This window comes from Chryseobacterium sp. HNCC26DJ241 (assembly GCF_057180505.1).
In genome coordinates this window covers 1-13,886 of record NZ_JBXUGL010000005.1, presented here as the reverse complement: position 1 = coordinate 13,886, position 13,886 = coordinate 1, and the positions used below count along the sequence as shown (strand labels likewise).

12 protein-coding genes and 3 tRNA genes are annotated in these 13,886 nt (G+C 33.1%); 3 read left to right on the top strand and 12 right to left on the bottom strand.

Annotated features, from left to right (window positions below; all coding sequences use genetic code 11):
- Positions 1 to 13: 13 nt before the first annotated feature.
- Positions 14 to 961: a transketolase family protein gene (locus tag AC2A1C_RS04685; RefSeq protein WP_484023898.1), complete on the top strand. Its 948-nt coding sequence runs from the start codon at positions 14 to 16 to the stop codon at positions 959 to 961.
- Between the two features lie 152 nt (positions 962 to 1,113).
- Here the strand turns inward: AC2A1C_RS04685 and AC2A1C_RS04680 are convergent, their stop codons facing one another.
- From AC2A1C_RS04680 to AC2A1C_RS04640, 9 genes are all read right to left on the bottom strand, one after another.
- A complete protein-coding gene (locus AC2A1C_RS04680) occupies positions 1,114 to 1,290 on the bottom strand; it encodes a histone H1 (RefSeq protein ID WP_484023897.1) in 177 nt (58 codons plus the stop codon).
- Between the two features lie 154 nt (positions 1,291 to 1,444).
- Complete coding sequence (locus tag AC2A1C_RS04675) at positions 1,445 to 2,479, bottom strand: NAD(P)/FAD-dependent oxidoreductase (RefSeq protein ID WP_484023896.1); 1,035 nt, start codon at positions 2,477 to 2,479, stop codon at positions 1,445 to 1,447.
- A gap of 53 nt (positions 2,480 to 2,532) precedes the next feature.
- The gene (gene porN / locus AC2A1C_RS04670) at positions 2,533 to 3,639 is read right to left on the bottom strand and encodes a type IX secretion system ring subunit PorN/GldN (RefSeq protein ID WP_484023894.1); all 1,107 of its coding nucleotides are present in this window, start codon (positions 3,637 to 3,639) and stop codon (positions 2,533 to 2,535) included.
- A gap of 33 nt (positions 3,640 to 3,672) precedes the next feature.
- Positions 3,673 to 5,247: a type IX secretion system motor protein PorM/GldM gene (gene porM / locus AC2A1C_RS04665; protein WP_484023893.1), complete on the bottom strand. Its 1,575-nt coding sequence runs from the start codon at positions 5,245 to 5,247 to the stop codon at positions 3,673 to 3,675.
- 47 nt (positions 5,248 to 5,294) lie between these two features.
- Complete coding sequence (gene porL / locus AC2A1C_RS04660; protein ID WP_484023891.1) at positions 5,295 to 5,978, bottom strand: type IX secretion system motor protein PorL/GldL; 684 nt, start codon at positions 5,976 to 5,978, stop codon at positions 5,295 to 5,297.
- 46 nt (positions 5,979 to 6,024) lie between these two features.
- A complete protein-coding gene (porK, locus tag AC2A1C_RS04655; RefSeq protein WP_484023889.1) occupies positions 6,025 to 7,440 on the bottom strand; it encodes a T9SS ring complex lipoprotein PorK/GldK in 1,416 nt (471 codons plus the stop codon).
- A 107-nt stretch (positions 7,441 to 7,547) separates the two neighbouring features.
- The gene (gene glmS, locus AC2A1C_RS04650) at positions 7,548 to 9,401 is read right to left on the bottom strand and encodes a glutamine--fructose-6-phosphate transaminase (isomerizing) (RefSeq protein WP_484023887.1); all 1,854 of its coding nucleotides are present in this window, start codon (positions 9,399 to 9,401) and stop codon (positions 7,548 to 7,550) included.
- A gap of 23 nt (positions 9,402 to 9,424) precedes the next feature.
- Positions 9,425 to 10,987 carry a DUF4270 family protein gene (locus tag AC2A1C_RS04645; RefSeq protein ID WP_484023885.1) on the bottom strand — a complete coding sequence of 521 codons (1,563 nt, stop codon included), beginning with the start codon at positions 10,985 to 10,987 and terminating at the stop codon, positions 9,425 to 9,427.
- A complete protein-coding gene (locus AC2A1C_RS04640) occupies positions 10,987 to 11,778 on the bottom strand; it encodes a glycogen/starch synthase (RefSeq protein ID WP_484023883.1) in 792 nt (263 codons plus the stop codon). Before AC2A1C_RS04640 ends, AC2A1C_RS04645 begins: the two co-directional genes overlap by 1 nt.
- Positions 11,779 to 11,975: 197 nt before the next feature.
- Between AC2A1C_RS04640 and panC the strand changes: the two genes are divergently transcribed.
- Positions 11,976 to 12,824 (top strand): pantoate--beta-alanine ligase, encoded by an 849-nt coding sequence (panC, locus tag AC2A1C_RS04635; protein ID WP_484023881.1) that lies wholly within the window; start codon positions 11,976 to 11,978, stop codon positions 12,822 to 12,824.
- Between the two features lie 146 nt (positions 12,825 to 12,970).
- Here panC and AC2A1C_RS04630 read toward each other — a convergent pair.
- The 3 genes from AC2A1C_RS04630 to AC2A1C_RS04620 form a co-directional block, all read right to left on the bottom strand.
- A tRNA-Lys gene (locus AC2A1C_RS04630) sits at positions 12,971 to 13,043 on the bottom strand.
- 45 nt (positions 13,044 to 13,088) lie between these two features.
- Positions 13,089 to 13,171, bottom strand: a tRNA-Leu gene (locus tag AC2A1C_RS04625).
- 38 nt (positions 13,172 to 13,209) lie between these two features.
- Positions 13,210 to 13,282 (bottom strand) — tRNA-Lys (locus tag AC2A1C_RS04620).
- Between the two features lie 95 nt (positions 13,283 to 13,377).
- Between AC2A1C_RS04620 and AC2A1C_RS04615 the strand changes: the two genes are divergently transcribed.
- Positions 13,378 to 13,886 (top strand): shikimate kinase (locus AC2A1C_RS04615; RefSeq protein ID WP_484023879.1); only part of this gene is annotated, 509 nt, incomplete at its 3' end.

Here is a 13,886-nt window from a genome sequence, read left to right as displayed (position 1 = left end):
TTAAAGCAAAAAAATGAAATATACATATACTGAAAAAAAAGATACAAGAAGTGGTTTTGGAGCAGGACTTGCTGAACTTGCCGATAAAAACCCTAATGTAGTGGCTCTTTGTGCTGACCTAATCGGTTCTCTGAAAATGGAGAAATTTATTGAAAAAGCTCCGGAACGTTTCATTCAGGTGGGAATTGCAGAAGCCAATATGATGGGAATTGCAGCCGGATTAACCATCAATGGAAAAATTCCTTTCACCGGAACATTCGCTAATTTTTCTACTTGTCGTGTTTATGATCAGATTCGTCAATCTATAGCATATTCTGGAAAAAATGTAAAAATTTGTGCTTCTCATGCCGGTCTTACTTTGGGTGAGGATGGAGCAACGCACCAAACTTTGGAAGACATCGGACTTATGAAAATGCTTCCGGGAATGACGGTTATCAATACTTGTGATTATAATCAGACAAAAGCGGCAACATTAGCTATAGCAGAATTTGAAGGCCCGGTTTATCTTCGTTTTGGAAGACCGGTAGTTCCGGTTTTTATTCCGGAAGATATGCCTTTTGAAATAGGTAAAGGTATATTGCTTCAGGAAGGAAATGATGTAACAGTTATAGCAACAGGACACTTGGTTTGGGAGTCTTTAGTCGCAGCCGATGAATTGGAAAAAGAAGGTATTTCTTGTGAAGTGATAAATATTCATACCATTAAACCTTTAGATGAAGAAATTATTTTAAAATCTGTAGCTAAAACCGGAAAAGTAGTAACAGCAGAAGAACATAACTATATTGGAGGTTTAGGAGAATCTGTTTCAGGATTACTGGCAAGAAAACATCCTGCAAAACAGGAATTTGTAGCAGTTCAAGATACTTTTGGTGAATCCGGAACTCCTGAAGAATTGATGCACAAATATAAAATAGATTCTTTTGCAGTGAAAGATGCTGTTAAAAGAATTTTGGAAAAGTAATGATTCTTTAATGAGAAATATAATAAATCCTCTTTTTGAGGATTTTTTTGTATGTTATCTGAAAGCAACTGAAACTATAATGTTCAATTTTTATTCTCTCACATATTTTATTGTAAAAAATAATCCCTGCTTCTTGGAAACAGGGATTAAAATTATTTCTTAGCTTCTTCTACAGACACTTTTCGGAATTCTTTAAACAATTTGCTTAATTCCAAAGCTGATTTTCTTGCTCTTGTTCCGGCAGCTTTATTTCCTTTTTCTGCCTGTTGAGAAGCTTCTTTTGTAAAAGCTTCAAATTCTGCGTTGATTTTTTCGACTAGTTCTTTCATAAATTTTATTATTTAAATTGATAAAAATAGGTTGCAAATATAAACTATTATATAGAATTTCATTCATAAATATACACTAAACTTTCATATTTTTTCTAATATTTAAAAATGAAAAAAAATACCAGACAAAAATAAACTTTATCATTGGAATTATCTAATTAAATCTTCTAATATCTACTTCCGGTGATAAAGATTTTCCATATTCAATAAGATCAAAAAGTTCTTTAGAAAAGTAACAACCATTTAAAATCCCTCTTGCTCCCAAACCATTAAATACATACAAATTTTTAAATTGAGAATGTTCTCCTAAAATTGGTCTTCTATCTTTCACTGTAGGGCGGAAACCATATTCAATAGAAGCTACTTCAAATGATGGTGAGTATATTTCGGACAAACCATTCAGCAATTGTTCTACAGCAGATTCATCTATACCATTATCTGTTTTTTCACGATCATAAGTTCCTCCATAATAATAAGTTTCATCGTCAAGCGGAAAAAGAAAATGTTTCTTTTTAAAAGTAACATTATTTTCTAATTTTTCTGAGAGTTTTAATTTTAAATGATGACCTTTATTTGGACTCAACTGAATATCCGAAAAAAATGGATTCTGTATTACATTTATTCCTTCACAAAATACCACTTTTTCAAAATGTATATCTTTATAGACATTCTCTAATGGTTGCAAAAATTCATAATTAAAATCTTCCTTAATTAATAAGCCATTTTCATTTAGAAAAAATTCAAAATCCTTAAAAAAATTCTGCACATCCAATCTCGCCGATTGCTTTACTTCTCCTGTACCAAATGGATTATTAATAGTAGAAAATGATTGAAATTCGTCACTCAAAAATGGAGACAATTTTTCATCGTAAGATTTCTTCAACCACAATTTTTTTTCATTCTCATCATGGAAAACCCTATGAACAGTCTCAGAAATCAAATAATTTCTGTGTGTATACACCTCAATCTCAGAAAGAGTTTTTTTCAAAAAATCAAGCTGCTCCTGAGCAAGCCAAAAAGTAGTAAACTTCTTTAGAACAACCGGATTGATAATCCCCGCCGAAACACGAGAAGCTGATCTTGATGTTCCGGAAAATAGAAGAAAAGTTTTTCGGTTCTTGATAAGTTGATGAGCAAAAAAATATCCTGCATAGCCATCACCTACAATAATGTAATCTATATGTTTCATAAAAAAATCCTGAGTAAAAATACTCAGGATTTAGGATATTATCAAAATAATTTTTAATAGTTCCACATATCATTTTCCATCTGAAGAATTTGATTCTTGATACGATCACTCTCTTCAAGCTGCGCATCTGCGTCACTAGGAATATAATCCTTAATAACACCATTACCCAAACCATTATCAGATTTATAAATGATGGATGAAAATCTTCTTGCATTAAGAATATCATCAAATGTAATATCAGAAGCTAGGTTTTTGCTGTTGAAAACCACAGTATTTGCTAATACTTCTCTTGCACTAGGATACCAAACCCAGAAAAGATCAATCATAGCATCATCTGTGAATAGAGGTTGTCCATCAGGTCCAACTTGTCCCATTGTTGTAGGATCTTTACCCATTGCAGCAATTCCTAAAAGTCTGTACTTCATTTGTCCATCTCTCCTATCAATATACCAAAGACCTTTCACTTTGATGAGTTTTACATTTTCAGTCTTTACCTCATATCGATCAATATACTCTTTTGCTTCATCCGGAGTCAATTCTCTACCTAATTCATTTCTTTTATCAACTCCCGCATTGTTCATGGTTTCATAAACAATTCTTTTTGATATTTGATCTGGAGCAATTTTAATTTGGAATAATTCATCATCATAAACCTCCTTAATTCTTCCATCCATAATTGCATCAAAAAGAGTCTGATATAGAGATTTATTTTGGGAAACCAAACCATCCTCATTATGATAAATAGGCTGATTGATTTTATCATTCAAATCAATAATTTCCCAAACTACAATACTCTTCAAAATATCTTTATCATTAATGAATCCATAATCTAATGGTTTTGTTTTAACAGAAACCAAAGAATCTCCTTTTTTGATTACGTTCATATCTCTATATTTTCTAAAAGATGAAGGCGATTTTGCATTCAAAATAGATAGAGAATTAATAGGTTCACCTGGATCTTCCTCAACAGCAGGTTTTGCATATGCATCAACCAGAGCGTCTACATTTGTCGTATTAGCGGCATTAGCATCTGTATTTTCAGCTGCTGCATTAACAGTTTTTGTCGTCTTTGCTTTTTTCTTTCTAGATTTTTTCTTTTTAGTTTGAGCATTAGCTCCTAAAAAACTTAAAGCCAAAAACAGAATTAATATCTTTTTCATCTTTATAGAAACTTAAATATGATTATAACGTAATTATTGAACGTTTATTACAATCGGTGGTATTCTTTTTAAAACTTGATTTCCAAGACCGGTTGCCGTTGCACTAATATTGTATACAGATACAATATCTCCACTTCTTACATTCTTCATCAATGGAGCTACAGAACTCATAGAACTTCCATTTACAACCATTGCTGCTCTACCTGGAACTTTAAACATAAAGCTATTAACTGTAAATGATACCGGGAAGTCGAAATCAGGCATTGCAACTGTTACAGTTTGATTAGGAACAGAAGAAGCAGGCATACTTACAACAGATTCTCCTCTAATTTGTCCAACTGGTGGTGGTACATTTTTGATTCTGAATGTAAACGCTTGAGATATCGCCTGACCTTTAGGTCCTTTTCCTGAAATAGTAAGAGTAGAAGTTGCTCCAGCTCCAGGAGTTACCGTCCATTTACCATTTCCTGCTTTGGAAACTGATGCACCTGAAGCAGAAAGTGATGTTTGTGTATTATCAGCACCTAAAATAGATCCGGAAATTGGGTTTGGTAATCCTCTATATAAAACCTGCATCTTATCTGCAGAAAGAAGAGCCCCACTTTCAAATGCAACCGTTTCTTTACCGGCAATTACATTATAGGTGTGAGTAAACGGTAAACTAATTGGTTTACCATTAGCATCGCTAAATGTAATATTACCACTAAATGTTTGTGCACCAATACCAGAAGTATTAAGCGTTTTATATCCCATTCCATTTTCAACTTTATCAACTCCAGAAATAGATAATCCAGGAATTGTACTTGCATACGTACCAATTACAACTTTAGCTAATGCTGGTTCTCCTTGAAGTGTAACAGTTGGAGCAGAAACAATAGCTTCAAACGCGTTAAATTTAATATCTGCATCCACTTTTTCCTGAAGCATCATTACCAATGCATCGGATTGTACGTTTCTTGCACTTGATTCTATTACCTCAAGGTTAGACAAAGCCGCAATAAGAGGCTGACCGTAAAATTTATACTGAAGCCAGTCTTTATTATTTCTTTTTTCACCTTTTGGAAAATCTGTAACTAATGTTGCATTTGCTCTTTTAACAACGTCTTTCATTTCAGGTTGAGGTCCGAATGTATCTGCAATATATTTTCTCAAATCTTCAACTTTCTTTTTCAGGTCTAACGAAGTTTTAGATGGAGAGTTTTCATTAGAATCATTAAAGAATGTAGATGAAGAAGGTTCAGTATTGTTTAATGCTGCAAAATTATCTTCTACATTTAATTTATCATCGTATTCTGCACCTTTTTTAAGGTTGCCTTTGATTCCTTCAATAAAGCTAATTAAGTCATTCGTTTTTTGCTTCAAAACTCCATAATTTTGCAATGGTGTTGCATAAGTATCTGGAGAAGATTGAGCTTTAGCCTGTAAAGTTCTTTCAAAAATTTTGTCATTTTTAAATTCTACCAATTGTCTGGTATCTGTAAGAGACTGATTGGTATCGTTATATGAACGGATGATCTCCTGGTCGATCTGCATTGCAAGCATTGCAATGAAGACGAGATACATCAGGTTGATCATCTTCTGACGTGGTGTCTGTTTTCCTTGTGCCATTCTAATAAATTTTTTTAATAATTATAAATATTTAAAATGTCCGGAAATTAAGACTTCATCGCGTTCAACATACCGCCGTAAACTCTATTAAGATTATTGAGGTTAGAAGTTAAACCTAGAAGTTCCTCATTGAATTTTTCTGACTGAGATGCAGATTTTTGAAGATCTTCTACATATTTTTTGCTATATTCAGATTGAGCTTTTCCATGCTCTAACTGTAAAGCATACAATGCATTGATGTTTTCCATTTGCTGAGCAGCTTTATTCAATTGCTCATTATATTTATGGGTAGTTGCAGAAACATCTACTGTTTGATTGATCTGATCTACTGAGTTTGAAAATTTATCAATTCCTGTTCTAAGTCTTTCAAATAAACCTACATCAAGTTTTGCATCTTCTAACATTTTATCTAATTTATCTGATAAAGAGCTTTCCACTTCTTTCACTTCAGCAATTTGCATACTAGTAGAATGTCTTGGATTTGGTTTAGCATCTTTGTCTAAAAGCTCAGGGTAAACATTTTCCCAAGCATAAGATTCCTCGGTTTTTGGTGGATCGAAGGCAAAAATTAAGAAAATAATTGCTTCTGTGATAAGACCTGCTGCAAGTGCAACGTTACCAGTAATGAATCCGAAATGCCAGTGTGTAAGTTTGAAAAGTGCACCAAGAATTACAATAGCTGCTCCGAAGGAATACGCGAAATTCATCCACGCCTCTTTAGTTTTAAACATGTTTTAAATTTTTTAAATCGTTAATAATTATTTTATATAGTCTTTTTTATTTTGTTCTTCTTTTTAATTTTGCAGATCCTTCAGGAATATCCTGTACAGTTCTGAAACCGATATAGCTTCTTGCAGAATCTTTCATTTCGTAATCTCTGTAACCCGTCATTAAAAGATATCCTACATCTTTCCAAGAACCACCTCTTACACTTTTCTTAGGATCTCTATATGCTTGATTTGAAAGATATGGATTAAGTGTAGAAGAAAACTCATAAGTTGAATTATTGTATGGAGATTCTGTCCATTCTGCTACATTTCCAGCCATATCATATAAACCATATCCATTTTTAGGGAAAGATCTTATAGGAGATGTGTAGGTATACGTTCCTTTTTTATCATCTTCTATATAATTTCCTCTTTTAGGCTTAAAGTTTGCGAGATAGCAACCTCTGTCATCTTGTAAATAAGGTCCGCCCCATGGATAAGTTGCATTTTCTTTACCACCTCTTGCCGCATATTCCCATTCAGCTTCTGTTGGTAGACGGAAAGCCATTGGTTTTTGCTTTTTCTTTTTCAGAGATTCATTATAATCAGATTTTAGTTTTGATCTAAAATTACAATATGCTCTTGCCTGATCCCAAGTAACTCCTACAACAGGATAATTATTATAAGCGCTATGCCAGAAATATCCATCGTAAAGAGGCTCGTTATATGCATAATTAAAATCTTTAACCCAAACCGTAGTATCCGGATATACAGCAATACTTTCTTTTTTCAGATAGTTTGTACCTCTTGATTTATCTTTAACGGCAGTTTCTACATCTTCCCATTGATAAGAATATAATAGCTTACGTGAATCTATAACTCTTTCATTATTAATTCTTTGATCAGAAGGCAAATACATGGATTCTAAAATTTCTGCATACTGAACATCAGGATAATCAGAAGTTTTCCATTTCAAAGGAACACTCCAATCCAATTTCTTAGAGGGGTCATAACCATCTCTTCCTCCTTTGCTCTCCATAAATTCCTGGTAAGCATTTTTCTCTTCTCCAGCTTTTTTAGAAGCATAAGCGTAGTCACCAATTCCAGTCCCATTTCCATCAGAACCTCCATCTCCTGCTGCTTCAGCTAAAAGAGATCTAGCTATGGAGTCTCTTACATATTCTACAAATAAGCGATACTCAGCATTAGTAGTTTCACTTTCATCCATAAAAAATGAAGAAACAGTAACAGTTTTAAGATTTGCTTTTTCCGGGGTATTGGTAAAGTCTGTGTCTGCCATCCCCATAACAAATGATCCTGCCGGAATTGCAACCATACCGTAAGGTCTTTCGGCTACAAAAGACTTTGATTTTTTTCTGGGAATTAGCTCTCCTTTAGAGCCCGGTTTTCCAGATCCGGACTTTCCACCTTTGGAACATGATACTAAAAAAGCGGCTGATAATACTACAAGAAATATCCTTTTCATGCTGATTTTTGAAATTAAGCGGTAAATATATAATTTTTTCAATGAACAAATGTCATTTTTTTTGCAAAACGTATTTTTTTTTAAATTATTTTGTTTTAGCAGAAAAATTATTCCACAGTAACTGATTTTGCTAAGTTTCTCGGCTGATCTACATTGGCTCCTCTATATACTGCAATGTAATATGCTAACAATTGTAATGGAATAGAAGCTAATATTGGTGAAAAGCATTCTGATGTTTCAGGAAACTCAATCACATAATCTGCCATAGAAGCTACCTGCTCATCTCCTTTATTAACTACTGCTATTACTTTTCCTTTTCTGGCTTTGATCTCCTGAACATTACTCACAATTTTGTCATAATGTCCTTGTTTAGGAGCAATAATAACAATTGGCATATTCTCATCAATTAAAGCAATTGGACCATGCTTCATTTCTGCTGCAGGATATCCTTCTGCGTGGATATATGAAATCTCTTTAAGCTTTAATGCACCTTCTAATGCTGCAGGAAAATTATAGCCTCTTCCTAAATAAAGGAAATTCTGAGCATTTATAAAATCTTTTGCAATTTCTTTGGTGATTTCATGCGTTGCATTTAGAACTTCTTCTACCTTTTTAGGAATATTATCTAATTCTGTAATCAATCTCATAAACTCTTGATTACTCAAATTTCCATTATGCTTTCCTAATTTAAGTGCTATAAGAGATAAAATTGTAAGCTGTGCTGTGAATGCTTTTGTAGAAGCTACTCCGATTTCAGGACCGGCATGTGTATAAGAACCTGCATCTGTAATTCTTGCAATTGAAGAATCTACAACATTACAAATTCCGTAAATGAATGCTCCTTTTTCTTTGGCTAATTTTAGAGCCGCCATTGTATCTGCTGTTTCTCCAGATTGTGAAATAGCAATCACTACATCTTTGTCTGTAATAATTGGATTTCTGTATCGGAATTCCGAAGCATATTCTACCTCCACCGGAATTCTTGCAAATTCTTCAATAAGGTACTCTCCTATCAAACCTGCGTGCCAAGAAGTTCCACATGCAATTATGATAATCCTTTTAGCATTATTTATTTTTTCAAGGTGATCCCAGATTCCGGCCATTTTAATAATACCTTCATCTACTAATAATCTTCCTCTCAATGTGTCATGAATAGATTTTGACTGCTCAAAAATTTCTTTTAACATGAAATGCTCATAGCCTCCTTTTTCAATTTGCTCCAAGCTAAATTTCAATTCCTGAACTTCAGGGACTATCTTTTCATTATCTTTAATCGTTCGGATATCTACACCATTTTCTAAAGAGATCGTAGCCATGTGTCCTTCTTCCAGATAAACAGCTTCTTTTGTAAATTCTACAAAAGGAGAAGCATCTGAAGCAATAAAATATTCTTTATCGCCCAAACCTATTGCTAAAGGAGAGCCTAATCTCCCAACAACCAAAACTCCCGGGAAATCATCATGCATCACAGTAATAGCGTAAGCTCCATATACTTCATTCAATGCATATCTTACAGCAGATGGGAAATCAGTTTCCTGATTAACATCCATAAAATATTCAATAAGATTTACGAGAATTTCAGTATCCGTTTCAGATTTGAAAGTATACCCTTTTTCTGTAAGCATGATTTTAATGGTGTCGTAATTTTCGATAATACCATTATGTACCAATGCTATCTTTCCATTATTGGAGATATGCGGGTGCGAATTTCTGTCACTCGGAACTCCATGTGTAGCCCATCTTGTATGCCCCATTCCGACATGAGCTGTTCCTTTCATATCTTTGGAAATAGCGACTAAATCATCTACTTTACCTTTTGTTTTGGCAACTTTAAAATCACTATTTTCTTTATCCAGTACAATTCCTGCACTGTCATATCCTCTATATTCTAACCTTCTCAATCCATTAATTACCACTTCATAAGCATCCTGAAAACCTGTGTAACCAACTATTCCACACATATTTATATTCTGTATTTGTTATTTTATTTTTGTCCGTATGTAATTAAAAGTTTTGCTCCTTTACTATATAAAGGATCTCCAGTATTAGTAATTGTGCCTAAAAATACTGCTCTATTCGGCGTATAAGATCTTGTATTATAATTTTGGGCAATATTAGGGAAATAACCTCCCAATAGATTACCTGCATTATCATAGGTATAATTCCCTACATTGATAATAATATCTTTGTTTTCTTCATTTTTTTCAATAATATTTTTCAATGTCTGGGTAATCCCTATATCGTAATATGTTTGATTGCTGCTCAAATTATATGACTTTATCAAATTATACAAACCGGAACTAGCCAAAGTCGACATATCCGTAAGGAAAGTATATAAATCTTTTTGTCGAACTACAAAGTAATTAGGTTTAGCATAAGTAGTATTCAAAGGATTTTCGTCAGTATAAATTCTGATTTTTCCAGAAATAATTCCGATTTTATCATTTTGGAATTTACTTTTCAAAGAAGCAATTGTAGTAGCCGGAATTCTAAAACCTGCACCTGGACCACCCATTCCTTGCAGGAATAATTTATCATCTCCATTTACGACATCATTAGTAGGTAAAAATGATGCTGGTCTGTCATAAGTAAATTGAGAAAAGTGCGTGTTAGAAGATCCCAAACTCAAGGCATAAACCTTTGAAACACGGGTTGTAGTTGTACCTTCTACTTTATCTTGTTTGTAATACAAATTAATTTCTACAGAATTAGGAGTATATTTAAACAAATATCCATCATTTTCCTGAACAGAAATTTTCAAACCTTTAAAATATCTGATAAAAGATGCCGCATCTGCCAATTCCGGAGCATCTTCTTTTTTTATGATCTTATTTTGAAAGAAAGTAGAATCTAATGGGATTCTCAAATTAGCATCTCTATTATAAAGTTCAGAACCATCAGAATCTTTTGTAATTTTAACCGAGGTAATACTTCCTTTAAATTGTTTGGATCCGATTACATTTCCAACTGTCACAGTTTTATTTGATAATACTTTATCAGTAGCTGCACCAAGAAAGTCATTTACTTCATTTACTTTAATATTGAAAACCGTAGCGTTTCCACCTATCTTGGCTTTCCCATATTTCTTAACTTTATAGTTAGTTACTACTTTTTTAGCAGCCACATTTGTATTGGATGCATCATTATAAGTATAATCTTCTGTAGTAGTTGTAGTAATAGAATCCGCAGCTGTATAATAAGATGGCTTTATTACCATTACAGCAGAATCCAAAACAGGATTATCCCCAAAATCCGGATCATAAGCAGAAAGACGAACCTGAGTAACATAATCTGCCTTTTGCATCCCGAACCGTGGTTCAGTAAAAGCTCCTAAAACTACACTGTCCAATCTAGCCGCATCTGAGCGAATGGAATCGTGATTATCAAAATTATAAGCAATAAGTGGATATGATGCATCTACACCTTCAGCACCCGTAAAAAATTGAGAACCGAGAGTATCTGCATCCGGTTCACAGTTCAACAACATAATACTACCTAAAACAAGGGCAGAAGTAATATTGAAGAAATTTTTAATATTTTTTATCATTAATTTAATTGTTCTATTGTATTATACACTTGCCCGATAGAATCTGCATCTTTATATTCAAATTTTGGAACATCTGCATTTTTATACGATTCATCCAACTCTTTTTCCAAAAACTCATCGCCTTTCACAATAGCATCTACCAGATCCATGCTTTCTGAGACAAAACTTCTAAATCCCGGATTACTTAACGCCTGAATATCCTCAATATTATCAAACTTTAGAATTTCCGCAATTTTTTCATCAAGTTGTGCATCTTCTTCATTGTATACCGATAATACAAGTTTTGTATTATTAAAATAATAATCGTTTTTATAGAATTTTTTTAGATAGACCGGGATAAAAGAAGACATCCATCCATTAAGGTGAATAATATCCGGAACCCAGTTCAATTTTTTGATTGTTTCCAAAACACCTCTTGCAAAAAATACAGCTCTTTCAGCATTATCTTCAAAAAGGTTTCCTTCTTCATCTCTATAATATTGCTTTCTTTTAAAATATTCTTCGTTATCAATAAAATAGACCTGAAGTCTTTCGCCCGGAAGAGAAGCTACTTTAATAATTAATGGCTGATCCAGATCATTAATAATAATATTCATTCCGGAAAGGCGTATTACTTCATGAAGCTGGAACTTTCTTTCACTGATTTGTCCAAACTTCGGCATAAAAACTCTCACATCGTTACCTTCCTGATGCATTTTTAGAGCCATTTTATTCACCATTTTCGCCATATTACTTTCTTCCTGATACGGAAACATCTCGGTGGTGATGTATAAAATCTTCTGATTCGGCATAGATTGTATTTTTCTTCTATGTTTACATCTTAATATGCAAACGCTTTAGGATTGCAAAATTACAAAAATTTACAATATTATTTTCCAATTAACAATTTTTATGAGTTACAGCATAGATTCAAAAATTATTTTCGATTCACTTTTAAAATCTGAAAGGATTTTTTATACTTTTACGTCATCAGATAATGTTTTAGTTTATGGAAGTATTCAGAAGTAAAAAACCTCTGCAGGATTACATTGAAAGAAATAAGGAAATGGGTAAAAAAATCGGATTTGCTCCAACAATGGGTGCTCTTCATCAGGGACATATTTCTCTTTACGAAAATGCCCGAAAAGAAAATGATTTGGTCATTTCTTCCATATTTGTAAATCCTACCCAGTTCAACAACAGTCAGGATTTTGAAAAATATCCGCGCGATGTGGAAACAGATCTTAAAATTCTTGAAAAGTCAGGACTTGTAGATGCTGTATATATTCCAAAGGTTTCCGATATTTATCCGGATGGATTAAAAAGTAAAGAATATGATTTTGATGGTTTGGAAAACGAAATGGAAGGAAAATTTCGTCCGGGACATTTTAATGGAGTTGGAACTGTAGTAGAAGAATTATTCCGACAAGTAAAACCAGACAATGCTTATTTCGGAGAAAAAGATTTTCAGCAGTTGGCTATTATCAAAAAAATGGTAGAAAAACTTCGTCTTCCAATAAAAATACACGGAGTTGCCATTTATCGTGAAGAAAACGGGCTTGCAATGAGCTCCAGAAATGAAAGACTTTCAAAAGACCAACGAAAGGCGGCAAAAATAATCCATGAAACTTTAAATAAAGTAAACGATTGGTTTAGAATTATTACAATTCCTGAAATTAATAAAAGGGTGAATGAAATTTTCAAAGATCTAAAAGATATGGAACTTGAATATTTTATTATTGCCAACGAAAAGGATCTAAAAGAAACCGATTTCTTTTACAAAGATCAGAACTATTGCGCATTCATAGCTGTTTTTGTAAATGAAGTGCGTCTTATTGATAATATACATCTAGACTAATAAAGAAATTCCAAAAACTATAGACTGTTTCCAAGGTGAGACAGTCTTTTTTTAGCTTTTTCCTAAAAAAAAATCGAAGATTTCCTTTAAAAGAAAATCTTCGAACACCAAATCACAAAATATTAATATGAAAAATTTTTTGAAAGTGACCTGGCTGGGATTCGAACCCAGGACCCATACATTAAAAGTGTATTGCTCTACCAGCTGAGCTACCAGGTCTTCTAATTAGTAATTAAAAATTAATAATTAAAATATATTTTATCGTGCCTGCGACTGGACTCGAACCAGCACATCCTTAGGAAACCACCCCCTCAAGATGGCGTGTCTACCAATTTCACCACGCAGGCAAAAAAAAACCGTAAAGATTTACGGATTTTTCTTTATGTGACCTGGCTGGGATTCGAACCCAGGACCCATACATTAAAAGTGTATTGCTCTACCAGCTGAGCTACCAGGTCTCCAAAACAATTATGCTTTGTTTTAAAGTGGTGCAAAGATAAGGCTTTTTTTAAATTCTCAAAATTTTTTTAGAAATTTGTAAAAAAAAATAAACATGCTTATTTCTCTTATTGGATACATGGGAAGTGGTAAATCCCACATTTCCAAAATTTTAAGCAAAGAGCTCGATTTTAAATTAATTGATCTGGATAAAGCAATAACTGATAAACATCAGCTAAGTATCACAGAAATTTTCCAAAAAAAAGGAGAAATCTACTTTAGAAAGCAAGAAAAAGACTTGCTGGAAGAGATTTTGAAAAATGAAAAATCAACTGTAATCAGTGTAGGTGGTGGCACTCCTGTTTATTATGATAATATCCAACTAATCAACGAAAATTCTATAAGCATATTTCTAAGAGCCTCTGTTATGACACTGACGGAAAGGCTTCTTAGACAAAAGGCAAAAAGACCACTCATTGCTCATATTGAAAATGACCAACTTCCTGAATTTGTAGCAAAACATCTCTTTGAAAGAAACGTTTTTTATAATCAAGCAAAAATCATTATCGACACAGATAATAAAACTCCAGAAGAAATTGTAGAGGAAATTATTTCTAAACTTCC